We start from the raw sequence: 22,992 nt of genomic DNA, 5'->3' as shown, positions 1-22,992 counted from the left end.
TTCCTTTATATGGTCCCCCCATCTTGGGAGGGATCATGAACACTTTTCGACAATTTGACGCTGGCTTGGGCCGTTCGTCGGCCTTGCAAGTCGCATGACGTTCATCGGTCTCGATCTCGGCACCTCCTCACTCAAGGCGATCCTGGTCAACGAACAGCAGGAAGTTTTGGCAGAGCATAGCGTGCGGTTGTCTGTTCAACGCCTGCATGACGGCTGGTCGGAGCAAGACCCGCAGTCATGGTGCGGTGCCGCAGTTGAGGCGCTGCGCGCTTTGGCGCAGAAGTCGGATTGCAGCGATGTCGCGGGCATTGGTCTGTCTGGCCATATGCACGGGGCCACATTGATCGGCGCGGATGACCAGCCATCGCGCCCCTGCATGTTGTGGAACGACACGCGCAGCCATGCGGAAGCGGCACAGATGGATGCGGACCCGAAATTTCGCGACATATCAGGCAACATCGTCTTTCCTGGGTTCACAGCCCCGAAAGTGGAGTGGGTCCGGCGGAATGAGCCGGAGGTCTTTGCCAAAACAACGAAAATACTTCTGCCCAAAGACTATTTGCGATTGTTCCTGACGGGCGAACATGTGTCGGAGATGTCGGATGCCGCTGGCACCACATGGCTCAACACCGGGCAGCGGGATTGGTCGGATGAGATTCTGGCCGCGTGTCACCTAAGCCGCGATCATATGCCCCGCTTGGTCGAGGGGTCAGAGGTGTCTGGCATTTTGCGGGCTGACTTGGCGGCTGACCTTGGTCTGCCTCAAGCAATCGTTGCTGGTGGCGCGGGGGACAATGCGGCAGCGGCCATAGGCGCGGGCGTCCTTGAAGACGGCACCGCCTTTCTGTCGCTCGGCACGTCTGGCGTGCTCTTTGCCGCCAACAATGGCTACCGACCCTATCCTGCGACTGCCGTTCACTCATTCTGCCACGCGGTTCCGGAGACATGGCATCAGATGGGCGTAATCCTTGCTGCGACGGATGCATTGGAATGGCTGGCGCGTTTGACGGGCAGGAGCGCGGAAGAGCTAACCTCTGGCCTCGGTGATTTGCGGGCGCCGACCAAATCGATCTTCCTCCCTTATCTCGGCGGCGAGCGGACGCCGCACAACGACGCCGCGATCCGTGGGCAATTCTTGAACCTTGAGCACACAACCGACGCAACGGAGGCGGCGCGCGCTGTCCTCCAAGGTGTCTCTTTCGCGTTCGCTGACTGCCAGGAGGCTCTCGCCGCGACGGGCACCACGATCACCCGCGCCCTCGCCTTGGGCGGCGGCACGAAGTCAGCGCATTGGCTCAAAATGCTCGCCACGACATTGAACATTTCGCTCGATCTGCCCAAGGCTGGTGATTTCGGTGCTGCGCTTGGGGCCGCGCGCCTTGGGATGATGGCGGCAACCGGCGCAGGCTCTGAAATTGCGACACAACCGCCGCTCGCACAATCCATCGACCCAGATCCAAAACTGACTGACGCGATCACCGAGGGTCACGCGGCCTACAAAGCGGCCTATCTCAAACTAAAGGACCTTTCATCATGACCGATTTTTTCAAAGATATTCCCAAAATTTCCTATGAAGGGCCTACGACCAAAAATGAATTTGCCTTTCGTCACTACAATCCGGACGAAGTGGTTATGGGTAAGACGCTGGCGGAGCATTTGCGCTTCTCCGTCGCATATTGGCATAGCTTCGCATGGCCCGGCGGCGACCCGTTTGGCGGCCAGACGTTCGACCGGCCTTGGTTTGGCGACACGATGGAGCTTGCGAAGCTGAAAGCTGACGTCGCCTTCGAGATGTTCCAAATCCTTGGTGCGCCTTACTTCTGCTTCCACGACGCAGACGTGCGGCCCGAAGGCGCGAATTTCGCCGAAAGCACCCACAATCTGGAAGAGATCGTCGGTTACTTCGCGCAGAAGATGGAGAAGACTGGCGTCAAACTGCTTTGGGGCACGGCCAACCTCTTCTCCCACCGCCGGTTCATGTCGGGGGCGGCAACGAACCCTGACCCCGACGTTTTTGCCTATTCCGCTGCAACGATCAAAAGCTGCATGGATGCGACGATGAAGCTGGGCGGGGAGAATTACGTCCTTTGGGGCGGTCGCGAAGGCTATGAGACACTGCTGAATACCGACATGGGGCGCGAACGTCAGCAGGCGGGTCGCATGTTGCAGATGGTCGTCGATTACAAGCACAAGATGGGCTTCAAAGGCACGATCTTGATTGAACCGAAGCCGCAGGAACCGACGAAGCATCAGTACGATTACGATGTGGCGACGGTTTATGGATTCTTGAAAGATTTCGACCTTGAGAATGAGGTGAAGGTGAATATCGAGCAGGGTCACGCGATCTTGGCAGGTCACACGTTTGAGCATGAACTCGCAACCGCGCGGGAGCTGGGCATTTTCGGCTCCATCGATATGAACCGGAACGATTATCAATCCGGTTGGGACACCGACCAGTTCCCCAACAACGTGCCTGAAATGGCACTGGCGTTTTATGAAATCCTCCGTGCTGGCGGGTTCACCACGGGCGGCACAAACTTTGATGCAAAACTGCGTCGCCAGTCACTTGATCCCGAGGATCTGATCCTTGCGCACGTCGGTGGAATGGATGCCTGTGCAGCCGGTCTGAAAGCAGCGGCAGCTATGCTGGAGGAAGACAAGTTGGAAAAGGCGCGTGACGCTCGCTACGCGGGCTGGGACACAAAGGATGGACAGGCTTTGCTGTCGTCTGACTTGGCCTCAATAGAGGAGATGGTGCGGACCAAAGACATCAACCCGCAGCCAAAGTCTGGGCGTCAGGAACGCTTAGAAAACCTAATCAACTCATATCTCTAAATGAAAGGCGGCGGGAAAGACCCGCTGCAGCATCAGCTTGCTGGAGTTTTGATCGCCACAGCGGGCCCCAAACATGCCGAGATATCAGCTACCCTTCGAGAACTGGGAAACACCCAACTCGTTACGTGCTTAATATGAGGTTTCCGCAGGGTTAGGATAATAGGAACAATTGATATAGTTTCACACCTTGCATCAACCACAGGATGTAGTGGTTAGGACTTAATCGCGAATATGGTGTTTTTTTCGTCCAGAATCTCGATTGAGGCGCCCTGCGCCTCCAACATCTGGCGCACAATCGGCAATCCCATACCTGTGCCGCGGCTGTCGCGCATTGTAGTGAAGAACGGATCAAACACGTGGTTGCGGTTTCCGGGGGAGATACCGGCCCCGTTGTCACTGACCGTGAGCATGTTGTTTGAGACAGAGAATGTGATTTGCGACGCCCCGTGTTGACGTGCGTTTGAGATGAGATGCTTGGCCACAGGCTCAAAGGCAGTTTGCGACAGCGGGATCACACCATCCCACGCAAAAACAACGTCATTGGCCTCTGGCAACACCTCTGAAAACCGACACTTGCCGACGGGCAGCGGTTCATTCGCGTGGGCCAGCACCCTTTGCGCATCCAAGAGGCTGGTCATGCTTTCGGAGGCTTCGGTGATATACCCAACCGTTTGTTTTCGGTTCGCCTCAGGAAGGTCTGGATTGGCGAGCAACTCCGCCGCGCCTTGCACGAAGGTGAGGGGCATTTGAGTTCGTCGGTCACATGATCGGCATAGCTGCGCAGAACCGCTTCACGATCTAGCAGGACGTTGCCCATCTGCCGCATGGAGCGGCGCATCGCCTCCATCTCGGACGTACCATAATGATCGAGCGGGGCCAATGCATCGGTTTGGCCGGTGCGGATGTTATCCACCCGCGCGGCAAAAGCCGTAATCGGACGCAAGAGAACGTGGAGCAGCACCCAACCGACGATTACCCCAACACCCATCGGACCCATCGCCGTCAGCAGAAGCGCGGTGTTGAAGTCCGTAACTTGAACCAGACGGCTCAAAACAAAAAGCGCCAAGATTGGCAGCAACAGCATCGCGCCAATCGTGCCGCTGATGACAAACCACATCGGTGGCCACCATTTGACCTCTATATCGCGCTGCATGGGCCCATGCGGATGCCAACGCCATGGACCGTCTCGATTGCGTCGTCACAGTCCACGGCCGCGAACTTTGCCCGCACGTTACGCAAATGGTTGTCCATCGTGCGGTCGCTGACATGGATGTTGGTGCCGTAGATGGCATCAACCAGCTGTGGCCGTGCCATAACGTGGTTGGGGCGTTTCATGAGCTGAATGACCGGTTCCATCTCGCGCGCGGTCAAAGTTGCAGGCGTATTACCCACCTCGCAGAGGTGCCGATCTGGATCGAGCTTGAGTGCGTCGCGCTGCATCGTGGTGGTGGGTACTGCATCAGCGCCCGCACGTTTCAAGATCCCCCTAATCCGCGCAATGACTTCGCGGGGGAGAAGGGCTTTGACACATAGTTATCCGCGCCAAGTTCAAGGCCGACCACGCGATCAATCTCATCCCCTTGTGCGGTCAGGAAGAGGATTGACGTTCCTGTCGATTTGCGCAGTTCGCGGCACACCTCCAGTCCTTCTATTTCCAGCATGCCGATGTCGAGAACGACGCGGTAAGGTAGATCGCGCAGCGCCACTTTCAACGCGTCGCGACCATTCGATACCTACTGCACGTCAAAGCCTGCTTGTTCCAGCGACATGCGCAGCACGTTCCTGATCTGGGCATCATCGTCAGCAATGAGTATCCGGCGGTCCATCCTAAATCTCCGTGTTTCCATCCATTTAGGGATAGGACGCCACCGTGCAACGGGTCACGCGCCGCTTCTGCAGTTTTTGTGCAGATCAGATTGCTTCGCGGATGGCGCGGATGTTGGCGCCATAGGGCTCTGGATTGTTGACGGAGCCGCCACGGAACACAGCAGACCCTGCCACCAGAACGTCCGCACCTGCGGCCGCGACCAATGGTGCGGTCTTTGGATCGACACCGCCGTCAATTTCGATGTGAACGGGACGGTCACCAATCATATCACGCAGGGCGCGCACTTTTGCGGTCATGTCGATAAAGCTCTGTCCGCCAAATCCAGGGTTCACGGTCATCACACAGACCAAATCCACGATGTCCAAAAGCTCTTCCACTGCGCTGGCAGGGGTGCCGGGGTTCAAGGCAACACCTGCTTTGCATCCTGCCCCTCGAATGGCCTGAAGCGTCCGATGGATATGCGGGCCTGCTTCGACATGAGCGGTGATGAAATCAGCGCCTGCATTGGCGAAATCCTGGATGTAGGGATCAATAGGCGCGATCATCAGATGCACATCCATAACGCCCTTGATATGCGGACGAATGGCTTTGCAGGTTGTCGCCCCGAAAGAGATGTTGGGCACAAAATGACCGTCCATCACATCGACATGAATCCAATCTGCACCCTGCGACTCAACCGCTGCACATTCCGCGCCAAAGTTTGCAAAATCTGCAGCCAAAATAGATGGTGCGATCTTTATAGACCGATCAAAGCTCATGTCTTCCCCCTGCTTTTGATGTCTCGTCCTTAGCGCCCCTCTTCCGCAATGTCACCTACTGTTATCTGGGTCCACATTGTCCGTGATGTGCTAGGATTTCGACATGACGATCACGCTGCGCCATGCTGACATTCTGAAAAATGGGGATCACGTTCACATCACGCGGGCGGAGCTGACCCCGCACGGCCCAATCCGCTGCATACGCACGACTTTTTGAACTCTTTTGGGTGCAGAATGGGCGGGTGCGGCACCATATTGATGGTCGGATTGATGCGTTGTCCGATGGTGATTTGATCCTCATGCCCCCCGACCCCGCACATGGTGTTCAAACCAAGGGAGAGTTTGCGTTGATCGTCGCCCTATGCCTGCATCCAGACATCATCGACAAGCTCCAAGATCGACATGGCCCAGCCCTCCCCGATCTTTCGATCATGCACCAGCGCAGCCTCAACAGCCGCGACCTGGCGCAACTGAACCAAGCGGCGCTGAAGTTAGAACAAAGCAGCCGATCCGCGCTGGCGACGGAGGCGTTTATTCTGCCCATTCTGACCGACATGGCCAAGGGCATGAACGCCACTGACATGCCCGCATGGTTATCTGACGCCTTGAATGACATGACCGACCCGAACGCCTTCCAAGAGGGTGCCGCTGGCCTCGTCAAACGCACGGGCCTCACCCATGCGCACGTCAGCTGGTCCATGCGCGCGTTCACAGGGCAAAGCCCGTCAGAGTACATCAATGGAATCCGGATGCACTATGCCGCGCAACAACTAATCACCGACAGCGACATCGTTCAGGATTTTGCCGCCCAATGCGGCATCCCGAATATGGCACATTTTCAAAGCTGTTCCGCGCCCATCACGGGGCCACACCGCTGAAATACCGTCAGGCGTATCAGCGCGATATCCTTCAGCCAAAGCGCGCCAACTAGTTGCATCGCGCGGCGGTTCCGTGCCACTGATCAGACCTATACAGGAGAATACACGTGCACACCGCTGTCACAGACACGCACCAGCTGCCACAGATCCAAGCACCACGAAACGATGGTATCCCGCTTGATCTGGATTGGGTGGCTTCCGTTCAGGCAAACACGTCGGCGATTGAACGGCGGGCCAAAACCCTGCCCGGCAGGCGGTCGGTCAAGAAGAACTATCAAGCGGCGTGGCTGTGCAAAGCGATTTCCTGCATCGATTTGACGACCTTGAGCGGCGACGACACTGAAAACCGTGTCCGACGCCTTTGCGCGAAGGCGAAACAACCCGTTTCCCCCGCGCTGTTGGACAAACTGGGCATGACGGGTCTGACCACAGGCGCGGTCTGCGTCTATCACGACATGGTACCAACGGCTGTCGAGGCTCTGCGCGGCTCCAGCATTCCGGTTGCGGCTGTTTCCACCGGTTTTCCAGCGGGACTGTCGCCTTTTCACCTGCGCATTGCAGAGATTGGCGAAAGCGTTGCGGCGGGCGCGGAAGAGATCGACATCGTCATTTCCCGCCGCTACGCGCTCACCGGCAATTGGCAAGCGCTTTATGACGAAATGAAAGAGATGCGCGCTGCTTGTGGGCATGCGCACGTCAAAGCCATCCTTGCCACCGGCGAGCTCGGCACGCTTCGCACTGTCGCTAAGGCCAGCCTAGTCTGCATGATGGCTGGCGCCGATTTCATCAAAACCTCCACCGGCAAAGAGCCCGTCAATGCGACCCTGCCCGTGACCCTGACCATGATCCGCGCCATTCGTGCCTATCAAGCCAGCACAGGGTTTAAAGTGGGCTACAAACCCGCAGGCGGTATTTCCAAAGCCAAAGACGCGATCACCTATCTGTCGATGATCAAGGATGAGCTGGGCGACAGATGGCTCCAGCCCGACCTTTTTCGCTTCGGGGCGTCGTCGCTCTTGGGCGACATCGAACGGCAACTCGAACATCACGTGACCGGCAGCTACTCCGCCAACTGGCGCCATCCGATTGGATAAGACAATGACAGTCAAAGAGATTTTCAAAACCATGGACTACGGCCCTGCCCCCGAAAGCAGCAAAGATGCGCTGCAATGGCTGGCCGATCGCGGCGGCATTGCGGGGCATTACATCAACGGCGCATGGGGCCCGTTGCGTAATGATTTTGAAACGACCAATCCCGCCACGGAGGAGCGGCTTGCCGGTGTCACAAAAGGCACCGCAGAAGAGGTTGCCAAAGCCGTCGCCGCCGCCCGCAAAGCGCAGCCCAAATGGGAGAAACTCGGCGGTCACGGTCGGGCTAGGATCCTCTACGCGATTGCGCGGCTTTTGCAAAAACACAGCCGTCTATTTGCCGTGATGGAGACGCTGGATAACGGCAAGCCGATCCGCGAAAGCCGCGACATCGATGTCCCTCTGGCGCAGCGGCATTTCTATTATCATGCGGGCATGGCGCAATTGATGGAAAGCGAGCTGCCTAATCACAAAGCCGTTGGCGTCTGCGGGCAGATCATCCCTTGGAACTTCCCGCTTCTGATGCTCGCGTGGAAAATCGCGCCTGCGCTTGCGATGGGCAACACTGTCGTCCTGAAACCTGCAGAATACACGCCTCTCACCGCCATGCTTTTTGCCGAAATCTGCACCGAAGCGGGTGTGCCTGCGGGCGTTGTGAACATCGTCACCGGCGATGGGGAAACGGGCGCAGCCTTGGTCAACGCCGATGTCGACAAGATCGCCTTTACAGGCTCCACTGAAGTCGGTCGCATCATCCGCGACGCAACGGCGGGCACCGGCAAGAAGCTCACCTTGGAGCTTGGCGGTAAATCCCCCTACATCATTTTCGAGGACGCCGATATCGACAGCGCCATCGAGGGGCTCGTCGATGCGATCTGGTTCAACCAAGGGCAGGTCTGCTGCGCAGGATCGCGGCTCTTGGTGCAGGAAGGCATTGCGGAGGATGTCTATGCACGGCTCAAAAAGCGGATGGAACGGCTTCGTGTGGGCGACCCGCTCGACAAATGCATCGACGTGGGCGCGATTGTGCATCCTGTGCAACTCGATCAGATCACTCAGATGGTGGATGGAAACACCGAAGGCGAGATGTTCCAAACCTCAGCGCCAGATGGCTGCTTTTATCCCCCGACGCTGATCACAGGCCTCCACGCTGCCTCCCCCCTGATGCAGGAGGAAATCTTCGGCCCCGTGTTAGCCGCGACGACCTTCCGCACGCCAAGTGAGGCAGTTGAGATTGCCAACAACACCCGCTATGGCCTCGCCGCCTCCGTTTGGTCGGAAAACATCAACCTCGCGCTCGACATCGCGCCCAAGCTTGCCTCGGGCATCGTCTGGGTGAACGGAACCAATATGATGGACGCGGCTTCAGGCTTCGGCGGTGTGCGTGAAAGCGGCTTTGGACGCGAAGGTGGCTGGGAAGGGCTCGCCGCCTATACCAAGCCGAAAACCACGCCCAAGGCCCTGAAAGCCATCGAAGCCTTCGACGGCAACGGCGCACGCTGTGAGGGCGTCGACCGCACCGCGAAACTCTACATCGGTGGCAAACAAGCGCGTCCCGACGGTGGCTACAGCCGCCCAGTCTACGGACCCAAAGGCGCGCTCTTAGGCCACGCAAGCCTTGCCAACCGCAAGGACGTGCGCAACGCCGTGGAGTCCATGAACGCGGCCAAAGGCTGGGCCAACACAACGGGCCACCTGCGCGCACAAATCCTTTTCTACATCGCGGAAAACCTCTCCGCCCGCGCAGATGAATTTACCGACAGGATCGAAGCCCTCACCGGCAAATCCGGCAAAGCGGAACTGAGTCACTGCATCAGCACGCTCTTCACCTTCGCCGCTTGGGCCGACAAATACGATGGCCAAGTACATGGCGTCCCCATTCGCGGCGTGGCACTGGCGATGAAAGAACCGGTTGGCAAGATCGCCGCCTTCTGCGACGATGCTTATCCGCTTTTGGGCACCATCGCCCCGATGGCCGCGGCCCTTTCTACAGGCAACAGCATCACGCTGATCGCAAGTGAGCCTTTCCCTCTGGCAGCCACAGATTTCTATCAGGTCTTGGAAACCTCAGACGTGCCAGCCGGCGTCGTCAACATCCTGACCGGACACCACGCAGAGTTGGCCCTACCCGTCGCCAGCCATGCTGATATTGATGCGGTCTGGTCTTTCTCCGCCAAGGACATCTCCGCCACGATTGAGAAGGCCAGCGCAGGCAACCTCAAGCGCACATGGGTCAACCACGGCAAAGACCACGCGCCCACAGCCAAGGACCTTCTGGCAGAAGCGACAGAGATTAAAAATATCTGGATTCCCTACGGCGAATAAACTTCCGCTTGCCAAAAGTATCCAGGGGGGGAGGCGAAGCCGGGGGCAGCGCCCCCACAAGGGGTGGGTGGGCGTGCCCACCCACATCCAATCTACTTCCGGTCTTACTTCTTTCGCCAGGTGTTCAGCCAGCGGAGCAAGCCAGACCTCCGCTCCGCAACACCGGCCTGCACCTCATCCAAGCGGTCGCCCGCTGAATCGAGCAAGGGGTCCACTTTGCGTTCGCGGAATTGGTTCCACATCGCCCGCACCGTCACGATGGCCACGATCAAGAACACAAAGAAGAAGATGTTGAACCAGGGGATGATCCGCACGTCAGGGCCATCTACAGGTCTGATCGCGACTGCATTGGGATAAATCGACGCCCAAGCAATCCGCCAACCATAATGCGTGATGCTGTACCACTGATCGTCCCCCTCGGCGCCGGCCATTTCCGCTTGAAGGTTCGAGCTGTCAAACTTGAAATAAGGCGGCCAAATCCAACCCGTATCCTCGTTCCGATAGACCATCACCTCTTCAACATCGCGCTGCACAAAGCCAAGCAGGAAGGTCTTGCGCTTTTCAGTGTAGATCAAGCGCAGGTCACGGGTCAGATTGTCGAAATTGCCGCTGTCCGCTTGCGCATAGAACAGGCGGTTCAACCCGCCAAAATCGATCCGAATAATCTCTGTAGAGGTCACGCGCACGATGTCGTGCTGCGGCAGCATGTAGTGCAAAAACAGACCAACGATCAAAAAGACCGACACTCGAAAAATCATACGTAGACGGGCCAAATCAGTCTTCAATTCGCATTGGTAGCATAGATGATGCCTGCGACCAGAATGGTCGGCACCACATAGACAAGCAGCAAAAGTTTTGGCCGCAAGCTGCTGTTATATTTCTTAATTCCGGCCGCGACGTATTGATCGCGGCTGATGCCGTCAGGCTTTTCTTCCACCCAATCCTCTTCCAGCTTTTCGCGCCGGACGGACCGTGAAAACCATGAAAGGCAAAAGTAGATGATGCCCAGGAAAATAAATCCAAAGACGACGAGACGCACAAAACCCATCACATTCTCCTGTTGATCACGCCCCACGGGCCAACGCGATCTATAATATCACGGCTCTTGTCACCGCTCCAAGAGTTGCTTTCGGGCGCTTTGGATTCGACCATTTCGGGCTCCGATCCAAAGAGCGCCTCCCGTGTTTCCGCCTTATCAATCAGGTATTCACGAGGCCGTTACCAAGGCCACACAGGCGAAAATCGACCCGCTACGCACACTCTAACGGGTTAAATCGACTCATCAACCACTTCTGGAACGTCAAGAATATCAGGTGCGTCAAAGTCCGGCACGGGATCCGTTTCCAGCGCTTCATAGACCTCATCCGAATCGAGGAACTTTGGTGGCAACTCAATCCCGCGTCCGAAATACTCTGGATCAACCCGCAGGCTTTCTTCCTCACTGCGGACATTGACCCGCATCGGAATTTCGACCCGCTCAAAAAGGTCGATGATGTCTTGGTTGAACATACGGATACACCCAGCGGAACCAGAGTTGCCGATGCTTTCCAAGTCGTTGGTGCCGTGGATGCGATAGAATGTGTCTCGCCCGCCGCGATAAAGGTAAAGCGCGCGCGCGCCCAAAGGACTGCGTAGACCGCCCGGAATACCCGTGCGGAAGGGGCCGTAAACGTCTGGTTCCGTGCGGATCATGTTCTGGGTGGGCGTCCAGCCCGGCCATTTCTTTTTCAAACGGATTGTGCCCGACCCGCTAAAGCTCCGCCCGGCGCGCCCGACGCCTACCGGATACCGGATCGCGCGCCCGTCTTCCTGCACGAGGTAGAGAAACTTGGCATAAGGATCGACGTCAATCGTGCCTGGCTCCGCCTCACCCGTATAAATGCCTTCCATGCGGCGGTTGATGCCTTGGGTATATTTCTCTGGAATCCCCGGCAGAGAGAAACCAGCATCAGGAATTGGCTCATACCCTGGCAGGAACTTTGGCAAAGCCTCCTCTTCAGGGTTTGAGGCTGGCACACGGGGCGCGCAAGCGGCCGCAGTAGACAGCATCAGCGCACCAAATGCGCGGCGTGTGATTTTGTTTTTCGTCGACATAATGCGCCTAATTGTTATTCAGCCTCTCTATCAAAGCCGAATATGGCGAAAAAGCGGTGAGATGGCCGTGATTTGAAGTTAACTAGAGAACCGTTGCGGCACGGTGTCAGTTCTCACTTTATGTTAGAATTCGAACAGTCACCGTTCTGGGCTCAAAATCGCTGGACCTTTGCCCTGCGATTCAGTCAGATGCGCGAGGAATAAAGGGAGGCACCCCATGCTTGATCAGACAACCGATTTGAAATCCATGCTATCACGTCCGGACCTTGTGTGTGAGCAAGCCTACGTTGCAGGCGAATGGGTCGACGCCAAAGACGGCAAGACGTTTGACGTGGTAAACCCTGCCCGCGGTGACGTGATTGCCAAGGTTGCAGACCTGTCCCGCGCGGAAATCGCCACTGCGATTAATGCAGCGGAAAAATCCCGCCACGATTGGGCCGCTCAAACTGGCAAGGCAAGGGCTCAAGTGCTGCGCAAGTGGTTCGACCTGATGATGGAGCATCAAGAAGACCTCGCCATCATCCTGACCGCAGAGCAAGGCAAACCGCTGGCCGAGTCTCGGGGGGAGATTGGTTATGGCGCATCCTTTATTGAGTGGTTCGGCGAAGAGGCGAAGCGGGTCTATGGCGAGACCATTCCTGGACATATGCCGGACAAAAGAATCACGGTTCTGAAGCAGCCAATTGGCGTGGCTGCAGGCATCACGCCGTGGAACTTCCCCAATGCGATGATCACACGAAAAGCAGCGCCTGCGTTGGCTGCAGGCTGTTCCTTCATCATCCGCCCTGCAGCGCTGACCCCTTTGTCAGCCTTGGCGATGGGCAAGCTTGCCGAAGAAGCGGGCGTGCCGAAAGGTGTCTTCTCTGTCGTGACCTCAACCTCATCTTCTGATGTGGGGAAGGAGTTTTGCGAGAACCCACATGTGCGCAAGCTAACATTCACTGGCTCGACGGAAGTGGGCCGCATCCTGCTGCGCCAAGCCGCCGATCAAGTAATGAAATGCTCAATGGAGTTGGGCGGCAACGCGCCCTTCATTGTCTTTAATGACGCCGATCTGGACGCAGCCGTTGAAGGCGCAATTGCCTGCAAGTTCCGCAACAACGGCCAAACCTGTGTTTGCGCCAACCGCATCTACGTGCAAGCGAGCGTTTATGATGAATTTGCCGCCAAGCTGAAAGAGGCTGTCGAGGCGCTGACCGTGGGCGACGGCCTGTCTGATGGCACCGCACTCGGTCCCCTGATCGAGCCGTCCGCCGTGGACAAGGTACAAGAACACCTCGACGACGCGCTGTCCAAAGGAGGGGAGATCCTGACAGGCGGCAAGCCGCATGACTTGGGCGGTCTCTTCTTCGAGCCAACCATCGTCACGCAAGCCACCAAGGACATGCTCGTCAGCACCAATGAGACTTTTGGCCCCTTCGCGCCGCTTTTCAAGTTTGAAGATGTGGATGACGTGATCGCACAGGCCAATGATACAATCTTTGGTTTGGCGAGTTATTTCTACGCCAACGACCTCAGCCGCGTGACCAAAGTCGCCGAAGCCTTGGAATACGGGATCGTCGGCGTGAACACGGGCATCATCTCCACCGAAGTTGCCCCGTTTGGCGGTGTGAAACAGTCCGGCCTTGGCCGCGAAGGATCGCATCACGGGATCGAGGATTATCTGGAGATGAAATACATTTGTACCAGCGTCTAGCGCTCAAGCCTGGTCGCGGTAGGCCTCCGCTTCAGAGAAATCCTTTAAGGTCTGGCCCCTCTCCGGTTTGAACCGGTCGAGTGGCGCCAGCCCATCGATTCTGTCCAACCGGAACACGCGAAAATCTTCGCGCAATTGGCACCAGCAGATCGCCGTCCAGACCTTGCCCGAAAACCAGACGCCCAAAGGACGCACAACACGACTGGTCGGGTTGCCCCTTGGTCAACGTAGGTCATTTGAAGCCTGATGTTGCGCTCCGACGCATCCTCGATCTGATCGAGGTATTCGCGCCACTGCTGCCCCATCAGCATGTCGGGGAAGGTATGGACGTTCAACTGCCCTGACCTGAGGCGTACCTGCTCTGGCAAGACCGCATCGATCTTGACCAAAGCTTCTTCTGCCCCCGCCGCCATCTTCGTCCCGCCCCACGCCTGCAATAGCCGCGCAGCGGAGACTAGGGCCACAATCTCATCATGGGAGAACATGAGCGGCGGCAGGTCATAACCTTCGCGCATCAAATAACCGACGCCAGCCCACTATCGATGGGCACGCCGGAGCCAATCAAATGGGCGATGTCACGGCGGATCGTGCGCAGTGTCACTTCCAACCGCTCCGCGAGTTGCGCCGCCGTCACAAGCTGCCCCCCCCCCGCAGAAACTGCAGTATCTGAAAAAGGCGGTCAGCGCGGCGCATCAGGCAGCCGGCGGCTCAAAAAGCCCGATGGAATTGCCATCCAAGTCCTTGGCATAAGCAAACCTGCCGGGCGGGATTTCGATGGCAGGGCTAACCACCTGACCACCTGCGGCCTCACACCGCTTCATGCCTTCTTCAAGCGTATCACTTATCGCCAGATGCACAGTGTTTCCACCATATGCTGCTGGCGTGCCGGGGTAGAGATGACCAGCAATCGCAGTCAGGTCATCGGTCAAATTGATCATTGGGTTCGGACCGGTGTCGTCACGCACAGTCTTGAAGCCTAATACTTTCGCATAAAAAGCAGCAGACTTTTCCAAATCAGTCACCGGAATCTCGCACCAAACAAGAACGAGTTGAGCAGTCATAAGAATCTCCTTCATCTGTTGATGAAGATCTTAAATAATACCCCTACTGACACCTTTATGTCAGTAGCTTTCAGGAGCCAAGGCTAGACAAGAATCAACGCCGGCGTCATCTTTTGCTGCAAGAGGAGATTTAACATGCAACCAACAGCAGATGAGATTAGTCATCCGATCAGTGAGCACCTGACGACGCAGTTGAAGGATATTCAAAAAACACTGCCTCTGCGCGTGCTTTCAAAGGAGGATTGGCAGCACTGGATCACCAAAGGCTATGTGATCGTCCGGAGCGCAGTACCAGTAGAACAAGCCAAAGCTTTAGTCGACGTTCTTTGGGAGTTTGACGAGAAAAACCCCAACGAACCTGAGACATGGTATGCGCCAGAGCGGCGGCCTCATGTTCGCGCGGAATTAAACAACGCAGGCATGGTGGAAATCTACCACCACCAAACGATGTGGGACAATCGCCAGACGCAGCGGGTTTATGATGCTTTCGTTGATATCTGGGACCGCGAAGACCTTTGGGTCACCATCGACCGCGCCAATCTGAACCCACCCAAAAAAGGTGCTACATCCAAGAATGGCTTCATCCATTGGGATGTGAACACATCGATGACCCCGCCGCCTATTGGCGTTCAGGGCGTCCTCAGCCTTGATGTGCAAGACGGCGAAACCGGCGGGTTCCAATGTGTGCCTTATCTCTTTGAGCATTTCGACGAATGGGTGAAAACCCAGCCTGAAGACCGCAATCCATTGCTGCCTGATATGGACGGGTTGGAGCGGGAGAATATCTCCCTCAATCCTGGCGATCTGATGATCTTCAACTCGCTCTTGGCGCACGGCGTGCGGCCGAACATCTCAAAGGATAAGATAAGGCTGGCGCAATACATCTCTATGCATCCGGCAGAGCCTGACAATGTAGCGGAGAAGGCGGAGCGTGTGCGCCTCTGGAAAGAGATTGAACCCCCGAACCGCCCAGACTTCCCCGGTGATCCGCGCGATTGGGAAAAGAACCACTATGGTCCGGCAAAACTGAGTGAGTTGGGCGAAAAGCTATTGGGTGCGAAAGACTGGTAGCTAGCGCAGTTTTTCGGCGGGGATGATCGGAAAAAACGTCCCTGCCGAGCGCACCCCAAACCACTCAACCCCGTCGATGGTCTCTTCCTCGCCGATCTCCACCAAACGATAAAAGCTTTTCCGGTCGATCAGGGCTTCAAGGTTTGAGCGCACCAAGACATAGGGCGACGGCTCCCCCGTTGCTTCATCGCGCTCAACACGAATGGGGTTTTCAGCGGTGGCGCGCACTTTGTCGCCTACGTTCGTTTCAAATTCCACGTCATCGCCCACCAGGTTGAAATCAATCGCAACAAACGGCGCGTCGTCAACGGTGATGCCGACCTTCTCCACCGGGGTCACGAGGAAGAAGTCATCCCCATCGCGGCGGATGATGGTGGAGAAGAGCTTGACCAGCGCATGACGCCCAATTGGCGTGCCAAGATAGAACCACGTCCCATCCCGCGCGATCCGCATATCGAGATCCCCACAAAACGGCGGGTTCCACAAATGAACGGGCGGCAAGCCTTTGCCTTGGGCGGCTTGTGCCGAGGATGCGAGGCTTTCTGCCGATGGGGTAACAATCTTTTGTCCACTCATTGTTTTTGCCATTGGGGTCATTCGGAATATCTGCTGTTATAATCCAATATAGTCCAACAGGAGCATTGTCATGGCCGACGCCGAAAATCTGGTCGCGGAAATCGAAGCACTGGGTGAGAAGCTTGGGCAGGCGCGGACCAGCATCGCGAACCGGTTCTTGGGACAAGACCGCGTTGTCGACCTGACGTTGAGTGCGCTGATTTGCAGCGGTCATGCGGTTCTAATCGGTCTTCCCGGCCTTGGCAAAACACGGCTCGTGGACACGCTATCGACCGTGATGGGTCTTGATGGCAACCGCATCCAGTTCACGCCGGACTTGATGCCTGCTGACATCCTTGGCTCTGAGGTTTTGGATACTGGCCCGGACGGCAGCCGCGCGTTTCGTTTTGTCGAAGGTCCGATCTTTTGCCAGCTTTTGATGGCGGATGAGATCAACCGCGCCTCCCCCCGTACCCAATCCGCACTCTTGCAAGCGATGCAGGAGCGGGAAGTGACCATCGCGGGCGAACACCGCCCGCTTGGCCCACCGTTCCACGTTCTGGCGACGCAGAACCCCATCGAACAAGAAGGGACCTACCCACTGCCCGAAGCGCAGCTCGACCGATTCTTGGTACAGGTGGATGTGCCCTATCCGGACAAAGAGACGGAGCGTGACATCCTCCTCGCCACCACCGGCGCGGAAGAGGCGCAATCAACGGCCATCTTCACGGCGCAAGAGTTGATCGACGCACAACAGTTGCTGCGTCGAATGCCTGTAGGGGAAAATATTGTTGAGATGATCCTCGACCTCGTTCGCGCCTGCCGTCCTGGACCGGATGCAGCGGAAACTGTCCGCGCTTCCGTCAGTTGGGGGCCTGGCCCGCGAGCGGCGCAGGCCTTGATGTTGACGGTTCGCGCGGCGGCCTTGCTGGACGGACGTCTTGCCCCGTCGGCAGAGGATGTCCAATCGATGGCTGGACCGGTTCTGAAACACCGCATGGCATTGTCATTTGCAGCCCGTGCGCGGGGCGAAAACCTTGATGCCCTCATCGACCAACTGGCCGCTCAATACACGGGCGTCAGCCAAGCGGCATGAACCAGCCCCTCACCCTCCGGTCTGAGGCGGAAAGCCTTGCCTCGCCAATGCCACCGCTTTTGGCGCAGGCGGAGCATTTGGCGACGACTGTGATCCTGGGGGAGCATGGCCGCCGACGCGCAGGTACCGGCGATACCTTTTGGCAATACCGTCCCGCGCAGGCGCATGACACCGCGCGGTCGATTGACTGGCGCCGCTCCGCACGGTCTGACACGGCATTTGTGCAGGACAGGGAATGGCAAATCGCCCAATCAGTGCTGATGTGGGTCGATCCCGCCGCATCCATGCGCTTTTCATCGAATGACAATCTCCCCGCCAAATCAGACGTCGCCCGCATTCTTGGCCTTGCGACCGCGATCCTTTTGGTGCGCGGGGGGGAGCGGGTCGGCCTCACCGGACTGCGCCTGCCGCCCAAGCGCGGCGAAGGGCAGCTTCAACAAATGGCGCAAATCCTGACGGAGGATGCGGAGGTTGACTATGGCAGCCCAGACACTCACGGGATGCTGCCGCATTCGCACGCTTTCTTTATCAGCGATTTTCTGGGGGACCTGACTAGCGTGGAAACCGCCCTGCGGAAAGCAGCCGATCGCGGCGTGCAAGGGGCGCTGCTGCAAATCCTCGACCCGCAAGAGGAAGCTTTTCCCTTCGACGGGCGCACCGTTTTCCAATCCATGACTGGTGCGGTGGAGCATGAGACACTAAAAGCAGGCGATCTGCGGGACCGATACCTCATTCGAATGGCAGAGCGGAAAGACCGCCTGTCTGAATTGGCCCACATGACCAGCTGGTCGTTCCAAACGCACCACACTGACACACCCGCGACTGCCGCGCTCTTGTGGCTGTATCAAGCGTTGGAGCGGCGCTAATGTGGTCCATCGGTCCCATAGGATTTGCCTCGCCTTTGCTTTTGCTCGGGCTGATTGCGCTGCCTATCCTTTGGATTTTGCTGCGTGCCGTGCCGCCCGCCCCGATCCGCCGACGGTTTCCAGGCGTTGCCCTGCTGTTGGGTCTGCAGGACGACGAAAGCCAATCTGACAGAACACCATGGTGGCTGCTTTTGCTGCGTATTCTGGCGGTTGCGGCGGCGATCATTGGTTTTGCCGGTCCCGTCCTAAACCCACAAGACAGCGAAACCGGCACAGCACCGATCCTGATCTTGGCCGATGGCACGTGGGCCGATGCCCCCGATTGGCAGGCACGCATAGAACGGATTAACGCGCTGATGCAAGACGCGACGCGGCAAGGCCGGCTAGTCGCTTTGGCAACCCTCAGCAACCCGTCAAAGATCACATTTGAAGCGGCTAATGTTGCTAGAACCGCCCTCCCCGGTTTTCAGCCAAATCCATGGGAACCTGATGAGGCCGAGATCGAGATTTGGCTACCAACCTTGCCGGAAAGTTTCGACACGTTCTGGCTGTCAGATGGTCTGGAACGCGACAGCCGTGCGCCTGTGCTGGACGCACTGCAGTCGCGCGGCGATGTCCGTGTATTCCAAACCCCACGGCAAAAGATCGGACTGCGCCCTGCGCGGTTTGAAGATGGGGAGGTGGTCATCTCCGGTGCGCGAACTCCCGTCGGGTCTGCGATAGAGACGCTGATTGCCGCGATGGGATTGGACCCGAACGGCGTTGAACGGCAGTTGGCGACCGCTAACCTGTCGTTTGCATCGGGGGAGGCCGTGGCAGAAATCGCCCTCGTGCTGCCGCTCGAACTGCGCAACCGCCTGACCCGTTTTGAGATCACTGGTACCCGATCCGCCGCCGCTGTGTCGCTCACCGATGATGCGCTCAAACGGCGCGAGGTTGCGCTGTTATCAAGCACTGGCGACCGTGAAGGGCCGGAATTGCTAAACCCGCTTTTCTACCTGCGCGAAGCGCTGCTCCCAACCGCTGACATCATCGATGGCACGCTGGCTGACATGCTGCTTGCCAATCCAGACGTCATCATTCTGGCGGATGTGGCTACCTTGTCCGACACTGAAGCCAGCGGCGTCGCGGATTGGGTTGATGCGGGCGGATTGCTCGTCCGTTTTGCAGGCCCACGCCTTGCCGCAAGTGAAATAGGACGCGCCGATGAAGACTCGCTTTTGCCTGTGCGCCTCCGCCAAGGCGGACGCAGCGTCGGCGGCGCGATGAGCTGGGGGGAGCCTAAGACCCTTGCGCCCTTCACCGAAGACTCCCCGTTTTTCGGCTTGGACATCCCCGACAATGTCGAAGTCACATCGCAAGTCGTCGCACAGCCTGATCCCACCTTGGCCTCGCGGGTGATCGCGGGGCTGACCGACGGCACACCGCTTGTGACGCGCAAAAGCGCGGGCGAAGGGCAAGTTATCCTGTTCCACGTCACCGCAAATGCCGAATGGTCCACCCTGCCGCTGTCAGGGCTCTTCGTGCAAATGCTGGAACGCCTTGCCATTTCTACCCGACCCGCACAGGCCGAGCCGGGGGCGCTTGAAGGCACGACATGGACGCCGACACAACTGCTTGACGCCTTTGGGCGCCGGACGGACCCGGGCAACGCGGCAGGCATCGACGGCACGCTTGTTGAAACGCCGGTCGCCTCCGCCAACGTTCCCCCTGGCCTCTACCAAGACGAAGACCGCTTGATCGCAGTCAACGTGATTGGTGCGGACACGACGCTCGCCACCGCGCAATGGCCTAGCGATGTGCCGGTTGAGGGCATCAGCGTTATCGAAGAACAAGATCTGAAAGGCTGGCTCCTCGCTGCGGCTATCCTTGCGCTGATGATTGACGTCATTGCTTCGCTCGCCATCGGCGGGCGGTTGCGCGGACCAAGGGCCGACGCGATGGCGACCATACTTATTGGCCTGATGGCATTGCCAAATGTAGCCGACGCGCAAAATGCCGACGATTTCGCCATCACCGCCACCTCCGACGTTGTGTTGGGCTATGTCCTTACAGGCGACGCCGAAACAGATGAGATCTCTGAAGCAGGCCTGCGCGGATTGGGCAACATGCTTTTCCGCCGCACAACGATCGAACCGGCCGCACCGCTTGGTGTTGACTTGGAAAAGGACGAACTAGCCTTCTTTCCGTTCCTCTACTGGCCGATCACGCCCGATCAGGCGCTGCCGTCTCGGGAGGCTTATGGAAAACTAAATCGCTACCTGCGCAACGGCGGGATGATCCTATTTGACACGCACGACGCCAATATCGCGCGGTTCGGATCAAGCAGTCCTGCAGGGCGGATGTTGCAAGCCATCGCCCGCACGCTCGATATTCCCGCACTTGAACCTGTCCCGTCCGACCATGTTTTGACGCGCACATTCTATCTGATCCAAGACTTCCCCGGTCGCTACGCCAGCCGCGATATCTGGGTCGAAGCCGCCACCAATGTCGAACAGATCGAAGGGATGCCATTCCGAAACCGCAATGACGGTGTGACACCTGTGGTCATTGGCGGGAATGACTGGGCCCGCGCTTGGGCAATCGATAAGGCGGGCAACCGCATGTTCCCCGTGGGCCGCGGCCGGACGGGTGAGCGGCAGCGCGAACTGGCCTACCGCTTTGGCGTCAATCTGATCATGCATGTCCTGACGGGCAACTATAAGTCCGACCAAGTGCATGTGCCCGACCTTCTGGAAAGGTTGGGGGAATGAACGGCACGTTGCTCTTTGATCCGTTGCTGCCGATCAGCTTGATCGTTGCCGTTGGCATATTGGCCTTTGCGGTTGTGAGTTTCGCACTCTGGCGGTGGCTGTCCGGCTGGTGGTTGCGCGCTTTGGCAAGCGCGTGCCTTGTGCTTGCCCTCTTGAACCCCGCGCTCCAGCAAGAAAACCGCACACCGCTCTCTGACATCGTGATCGTCGTTGTCGACGAAAGCGCCAGCCAATCGGTCGGCGACCGCCCCGACCAAAACGCAACCGCCCTTGCCAACGTCGAAGCAGAACTGGCGCGCCTCGAGAACATCGAAGCGCGCATCGTGACAGTCGGCGATGGGGAGGGCGACGCAGGCACGCAATTGATGACGGCCCTGTCAGAGGCGATGGCTGAAGAGCCGCAGGGCCGCATCGCAGGCGCGATCCTTATCACCGATGGCAGGCTGCATGATGCGGAGCGTGTACCGAACATGCCCGCCCCACTTCATGCCCTCATCACAGGCCAACCCAATGATTGGGACCGCCGCCTCACAATCTCCAACGCGCCTGCTTTTGCCATCCTTGGTGAACAGGTGACACTAACCTTGCGCGTCGAAGATCAAGGTGCCGCACCTGACAACACCGGATTTGTCCCGCTGGAAGTCAGTATCGACGGCGACGCGCCATTGGCGTTTGAAATCCGGCTCAACGAAGACATCGAAATCCCAATCGAGCTGCCCCACGGCGGCATGAACGTCCTGCAATTCACCGTGCCGACAGAGGATGGCGAACTCACCGACCGCAACAACACAGCCGTGGTGCAAATCAACAGCGTGCGTGACCGCCTGCGGGTGCTGCTAGTCTCTGGTGAACCCCACGCGGGGGAGCGGACATGGCGCAACCTTCTGAAAGCCGATGCAGCAGTTGATCTGGTGCATTTTACCATCCTCCGCCCACCCGAAAAGCAAGACGGTGTGCCTGTAAATGAACTCTCGCTGATCGCTTTTCCGACGCGTGAACTGTTCCTGGAAAAGATTGACGATTTCGACCTCATCATCTTCGACAGATACCGCCGCAGGGGCATTCTGCCCTCTGCTTATCTTGAGAACATCGTGCAATACGTTGCAGATGGCGGGGCGGTGCTAGTGTCTGCCGGGCCAGAGTACGGCGGGGCGGAAAGCATCTATCGCTCCCCCTTGGGGATCATCTTACCTGGCAACCCCACCGCGCGGGTTTATGAGGAAGGGTATAAGCCCATCATCACTGACCTTGGCGCACGGCATCCTGTCACCGAAGGACTGGATACAGGCCGGCAACCGATCGAAGATGACACCCCAAGCTGGGGCCGTTGGTTTCGACTTGTCGATGTGGACGTGCCGGACAGCGCGACGGTCATCATGCAAGGTCTCGATGATCGTCCACTGCTCGCGTTGGAGCGGATCGGTGAGGGCCGCGTGGCCTTGATGACCTCGGACCAATCGTGGCTTTGGGATCGCGGATACGAAGGGGGCGGGCCGCAATCCGAACTGCTTCGTCGTCTGGCGCATTGGATGATGAAAGAGCCGGAGCTAGAGGAAGAAGCGCTGTGGGTCGAACCCACCGGCCAGCGGATGCGAATTGTGCGCCGCACGTTGGCGGAAACTACGCCAGATGTGACCATAACCCTTCCCAATGGCGACACCAGCGTGGTCGACTTGGAAGAAGTGTCACCGGGACGCTTTGAAACACTGTGGGATGGCCCTGAAATGGGCCTCTACCGTCTGACCGATGGGATCGAAACAAGCGTTATCGCCCTCGGCCCGACGGCCCCGCGCGAGTTTGAGCAAACCATTGCGACCGACGCAGTTCTGGAACTTGCGACCGACGCCACAGGCGGTGGTGCGTTGCTTGTGTCTGACGGCGACATCGACCTAAGGAGCGTGCGCCCCGGAAGGCCAGCGGTTGGGAGAGGCTGGCTCGGGATCACCCCGCGCGACGCCTACATCACAGACGACATTCGCGTTGCGTCGATCCTGCCTGCATGGGCCTACCTGATCTTGTCGGCCCTGTTGATGATCGGCGCATGGCTTCGCGAAGGGCGGCGGTAAGCGGTTCAGTTCGGCAGCACA

Annotated in this window: 24 protein-coding genes; 11 read left to right on the top strand and 13 right to left on the bottom strand. The window is 58.0% G+C overall.

Annotation, left to right across the window (positions count from 1 at the left end; all coding sequences use genetic code 11):
- Nucleotides 1-94 precede the first annotated feature (94 nt).
- Both xylB and xylA read left to right on the top strand, forming a co-directional pair.
- Entirely contained in the window at nt 95-1,537 is a 1,443-nt protein-coding gene (gene xylB, locus ACTF5F_RS01595) for a xylulokinase (RefSeq protein WP_438955129.1), read from the top strand.
- Nucleotides 1,534-2,835 (top strand): xylose isomerase, encoded by a 1,302-nt coding sequence (gene xylA / locus ACTF5F_RS01590; protein ID WP_438955128.1) that lies wholly within the window; start codon nt 1,534-1,536, stop codon nt 2,833-2,835. The genes xylB and xylA overlap by 4 nt, the downstream gene beginning before the upstream one ends.
- A gap of 212 nt (nt 2,836-3,047) precedes the next feature.
- Here xylA and ACTF5F_RS01585 read toward each other — a convergent pair whose 3' ends face one another.
- The 5 genes from ACTF5F_RS01585 to rpe form a co-directional block, all read right to left on the bottom strand.
- A complete protein-coding gene (locus tag ACTF5F_RS01585; protein ID WP_438955127.1) occupies nt 3,048-3,581 on the bottom strand; it encodes a sensor histidine kinase in 534 nt (177 codons plus the stop codon).
- Nucleotides 3,470-3,952 (bottom strand): hypothetical protein, encoded by a 483-nt coding sequence (locus tag ACTF5F_RS01580; RefSeq protein ID WP_438955126.1) that lies wholly within the window; start codon nt 3,950-3,952, stop codon nt 3,470-3,472. The genes ACTF5F_RS01585 and ACTF5F_RS01580 overlap by 112 nt, the downstream gene beginning before the upstream one ends.
- Nucleotides 3,953-3,972: 20 nt before the next feature.
- A complete protein-coding gene (locus ACTF5F_RS01575) occupies nt 3,973-4,314 on the bottom strand; it encodes a winged helix-turn-helix domain-containing protein (RefSeq protein WP_438955125.1) in 342 nt (113 codons plus the stop codon).
- Nucleotides 4,311-4,541, bottom strand: coding sequence for a response regulator (locus tag ACTF5F_RS01570; RefSeq protein ID WP_438955287.1), 231 nt, complete (start codon nt 4,539-4,541; stop codon nt 4,311-4,313). The genes ACTF5F_RS01575 and ACTF5F_RS01570 overlap by 4 nt, the downstream gene beginning before the upstream one ends.
- A 205-nt stretch (nt 4,542-4,746) precedes the next feature.
- A complete protein-coding gene (gene rpe, locus ACTF5F_RS01565) occupies nt 4,747-5,421 on the bottom strand; it encodes a ribulose-phosphate 3-epimerase (RefSeq protein WP_438955124.1) in 675 nt (224 codons plus the stop codon).
- Between the two features lie 242 nt (nt 5,422-5,663).
- Between rpe and ACTF5F_RS01560 the strand changes: the two genes are divergently transcribed.
- The 3 genes from ACTF5F_RS01560 to ACTF5F_RS01550 all read left to right on the top strand — a co-directional run bounded on the left by ACTF5F_RS01560 (nt 5,664) and on the right by ACTF5F_RS01550 (nt 9,713).
- Nucleotides 5,664-6,299 carry a helix-turn-helix domain-containing protein gene (locus tag ACTF5F_RS01560; RefSeq protein ID WP_438955123.1) on the top strand — a complete coding sequence of 212 codons (636 nt, stop codon included), beginning with the start codon at nt 5,664-5,666 and terminating at the stop codon, nt 6,297-6,299.
- Between the two features lie 107 nt (nt 6,300-6,406).
- Entirely contained in the window at nt 6,407-7,393 is a 987-nt protein-coding gene (deoC, locus tag ACTF5F_RS01555; protein ID WP_438955122.1) for a deoxyribose-phosphate aldolase, read from the top strand.
- A gap of 4 nt (nt 7,394-7,397) precedes the next feature.
- Nucleotides 7,398-9,713 carry an aldehyde dehydrogenase family protein gene (locus ACTF5F_RS01550; RefSeq protein ID WP_438955121.1) on the top strand — a complete coding sequence of 772 codons (2,316 nt, stop codon included), beginning with the start codon at nt 7,398-7,400 and terminating at the stop codon, nt 9,711-9,713.
- 104 nt (nt 9,714-9,817) lie between these two features.
- Here the strand turns inward: ACTF5F_RS01550 and ACTF5F_RS01545 are convergent, their stop codons facing one another.
- The 4 genes from ACTF5F_RS01545 to ACTF5F_RS01530 form a co-directional block, all read right to left on the bottom strand.
- Nucleotides 9,818-10,471 (bottom strand): DUF1523 family protein, encoded by a 654-nt coding sequence (locus ACTF5F_RS01545; protein ID WP_438955286.1) that lies wholly within the window; start codon nt 10,469-10,471, stop codon nt 9,818-9,820.
- Between the two features lie 23 nt (nt 10,472-10,494).
- Nucleotides 10,495-10,761, bottom strand: a complete 267-nt coding sequence (locus ACTF5F_RS01540; protein WP_438955120.1) for a hypothetical protein — start codon at nt 10,759-10,761, stop codon at nt 10,495-10,497.
- Complete coding sequence (locus ACTF5F_RS01535) at nt 10,761-10,913, bottom strand: DUF6638 family protein (protein WP_438955285.1); 153 nt, start codon at nt 10,911-10,913, stop codon at nt 10,761-10,763. The genes ACTF5F_RS01540 and ACTF5F_RS01535 overlap by 1 nt, the downstream gene beginning before the upstream one ends.
- Before the next feature lie 69 nt (nt 10,914-10,982).
- Complete coding sequence (locus tag ACTF5F_RS01530; RefSeq protein ID WP_438955119.1) at nt 10,983-11,807, bottom strand: L,D-transpeptidase; 825 nt, start codon at nt 11,805-11,807, stop codon at nt 10,983-10,985.
- Nucleotides 11,808-12,024: 217 nt separating this feature from the next.
- Between ACTF5F_RS01530 and ACTF5F_RS01525 the strand changes: the two genes are divergently transcribed.
- Nucleotides 12,025-13,503: an NAD-dependent succinate-semialdehyde dehydrogenase gene (locus tag ACTF5F_RS01525; RefSeq protein WP_438955118.1), complete on the top strand. Its 1,479-nt coding sequence runs from the start codon at nt 12,025-12,027 to the stop codon at nt 13,501-13,503.
- A gap of 3 nt (nt 13,504-13,506) precedes the next feature.
- Here ACTF5F_RS01525 and ACTF5F_RS01520 read toward each other — a convergent pair whose 3' ends face one another.
- The 3 genes from ACTF5F_RS01520 to ACTF5F_RS01510 form a co-directional block, all read right to left on the bottom strand.
- The gene (locus ACTF5F_RS01520; RefSeq protein ID WP_438955117.1) at nt 13,507-13,698 is read right to left on the bottom strand and encodes a WYL domain-containing protein; all 192 of its coding nucleotides are present in this window, start codon (nt 13,696-13,698) and stop codon (nt 13,507-13,509) included.
- Between the two features lie 319 nt (nt 13,699-14,017).
- Nucleotides 14,018-14,137, bottom strand: a complete 120-nt coding sequence (locus tag ACTF5F_RS01515) for an HTH domain-containing protein (protein ID WP_438955116.1) — start codon at nt 14,135-14,137, stop codon at nt 14,018-14,020.
- Nucleotides 14,138-14,195: 58 nt separating this feature from the next.
- The gene (locus tag ACTF5F_RS01510; RefSeq protein ID WP_438955115.1) at nt 14,196-14,564 is read right to left on the bottom strand and encodes a VOC family protein; all 369 of its coding nucleotides are present in this window, start codon (nt 14,562-14,564) and stop codon (nt 14,196-14,198) included.
- A 135-nt stretch (nt 14,565-14,699) separates the two neighbouring features.
- Here ACTF5F_RS01510 and ACTF5F_RS01505 point away from each other — a divergent pair, with 135 nt between their 5' ends.
- Nucleotides 14,700-15,635 (top strand): phytanoyl-CoA dioxygenase family protein, encoded by a 936-nt coding sequence (locus ACTF5F_RS01505; RefSeq protein WP_438955114.1) that lies wholly within the window; start codon nt 14,700-14,702, stop codon nt 15,633-15,635.
- Here the strand turns inward: ACTF5F_RS01505 and ACTF5F_RS01500 are convergent, their stop codons facing one another.
- Nucleotides 15,636-16,211: a DUF1285 domain-containing protein gene (locus ACTF5F_RS01500; RefSeq protein ID WP_438955113.1), complete on the bottom strand. Its 576-nt coding sequence runs from the start codon at nt 16,209-16,211 to the stop codon at nt 15,636-15,638.
- Nucleotides 16,212-16,281: 70 nt separating this feature from the next.
- On the opposite strand from ACTF5F_RS01500, the gene ACTF5F_RS01495 reads away from it, so the two are divergent.
- Genes ACTF5F_RS01495 through ACTF5F_RS01480 form a run of 4 tightly spaced genes read left to right on the top strand, consistent with a single transcriptional unit; the run spans nt 16,282 to nt 22,971 of the window.
- Nucleotides 16,282-17,286 carry an AAA family ATPase gene (locus ACTF5F_RS01495; protein ID WP_438955112.1) on the top strand — a complete coding sequence of 335 codons (1,005 nt, stop codon included), beginning with the start codon at nt 16,282-16,284 and terminating at the stop codon, nt 17,284-17,286.
- Entirely contained in the window at nt 17,283-18,152 is an 870-nt protein-coding gene (locus ACTF5F_RS01490; RefSeq protein ID WP_438955111.1) for a DUF58 domain-containing protein, read from the top strand. Before ACTF5F_RS01495 ends, ACTF5F_RS01490 begins: the two co-directional genes overlap by 4 nt.
- A complete protein-coding gene (locus ACTF5F_RS01485) occupies nt 18,152-20,905 on the top strand; it encodes a DUF4159 domain-containing protein (protein WP_438955110.1) in 2,754 nt (917 codons plus the stop codon). The genes ACTF5F_RS01490 and ACTF5F_RS01485 overlap by 1 nt, the downstream gene beginning before the upstream one ends.
- On the top strand, nt 20,902-22,971 hold the full coding sequence (locus tag ACTF5F_RS01480) for a hypothetical protein (RefSeq protein WP_438955109.1): 2,070 nt from the start codon (nt 20,902-20,904) through the stop codon (nt 22,969-22,971). Before ACTF5F_RS01485 ends, ACTF5F_RS01480 begins: the two co-directional genes overlap by 4 nt.
- Nucleotides 22,972-22,992 lie beyond the last annotated feature (21 nt).

Origin of the sequence: Cognatiyoonia sp. (assembly GCF_965661665.1) — a bacterium.
Classification (GTDB): domain Bacteria; phylum Pseudomonadota; class Alphaproteobacteria; order Rhodobacterales; family Rhodobacteraceae; genus Cognatiyoonia.
The sequence above is the reverse complement of the archived record's forward strand: the minus strand, read 5'-3'. Positions and strand labels throughout refer to the sequence as shown.

Bases quoted from the DNA above. Each gene is read 5' to 3' on its own strand.
- xylB (WP_438955129.1), top strand. From the start codon at position 95: ATGACGTTCATCGGTCTCGATCTCGGCACCTCCTCACTCAAGGCGATC.
- xylA (WP_438955128.1), top strand. From the start codon at position 1,534: ATGACCGATTTTTTCAAAGATATTCCCAAAATTTCCTATGAAGGGCCT.
- ACTF5F_RS01585 (WP_438955127.1), bottom strand. From the start codon at position 3,581: ATGCCCCTCACCTTCGTGCAAGGCGCGGCGGAGTTGCTCGCCAATCCA.
- ACTF5F_RS01580 (WP_438955126.1), bottom strand. From the start codon at position 3,952: ATGTGGTTTGTCATCAGCGGCACGATTGGCGCGATGCTGTTGCTGCCA.
- rpe (WP_438955124.1), bottom strand. From the start codon at position 5,421: ATGAGCTTTGATCGGTCTATAAAGATCGCACCATCTATTTTGGCTGCA.
- ACTF5F_RS01550 (WP_438955121.1), top strand. From the start codon at position 7,398: ATGACAGTCAAAGAGATTTTCAAAACCATGGACTACGGCCCTGCCCCC.
- ACTF5F_RS01545 (WP_438955286.1), bottom strand. From the start codon at position 10,471: ATGATTTTTCGAGTGTCGGTCTTTTTGATCGTTGGTCTGTTTTTGCAC.
- ACTF5F_RS01540 (WP_438955120.1), bottom strand. From the start codon at position 10,761: ATGGGTTTTGTGCGTCTCGTCGTCTTTGGATTTATTTTCCTGGGCATC.
- ACTF5F_RS01530 (WP_438955119.1), bottom strand. From the start codon at position 11,807: ATGTCGACGAAAAACAAAATCACACGCCGCGCATTTGGTGCGCTGATG.
- ACTF5F_RS01525 (WP_438955118.1), top strand. From the start codon at position 12,025: ATGCTTGATCAGACAACCGATTTGAAATCCATGCTATCACGTCCGGAC.
- ACTF5F_RS01510 (WP_438955115.1), bottom strand. From the start codon at position 14,564: ATGACTGCTCAACTCGTTCTTGTTTGGTGCGAGATTCCGGTGACTGAT.
- ACTF5F_RS01505 (WP_438955114.1), top strand. From the start codon at position 14,700: ATGCAACCAACAGCAGATGAGATTAGTCATCCGATCAGTGAGCACCTG.
- ACTF5F_RS01500 (WP_438955113.1), bottom strand. From the start codon at position 16,211: ATGAGTGGACAAAAGATTGTTACCCCATCGGCAGAAAGCCTCGCATCC.
- ACTF5F_RS01495 (WP_438955112.1), top strand. From the start codon at position 16,282: ATGGCCGACGCCGAAAATCTGGTCGCGGAAATCGAAGCACTGGGTGAG.
- ACTF5F_RS01490 (WP_438955111.1), top strand. From the start codon at position 17,283: ATGAACCAGCCCCTCACCCTCCGGTCTGAGGCGGAAAGCCTTGCCTCG.
- ACTF5F_RS01485 (WP_438955110.1), top strand. From the start codon at position 18,152: ATGTGGTCCATCGGTCCCATAGGATTTGCCTCGCCTTTGCTTTTGCTC.
- ACTF5F_RS01480 (WP_438955109.1), top strand. From the start codon at position 20,902: ATGAACGGCACGTTGCTCTTTGATCCGTTGCTGCCGATCAGCTTGATC.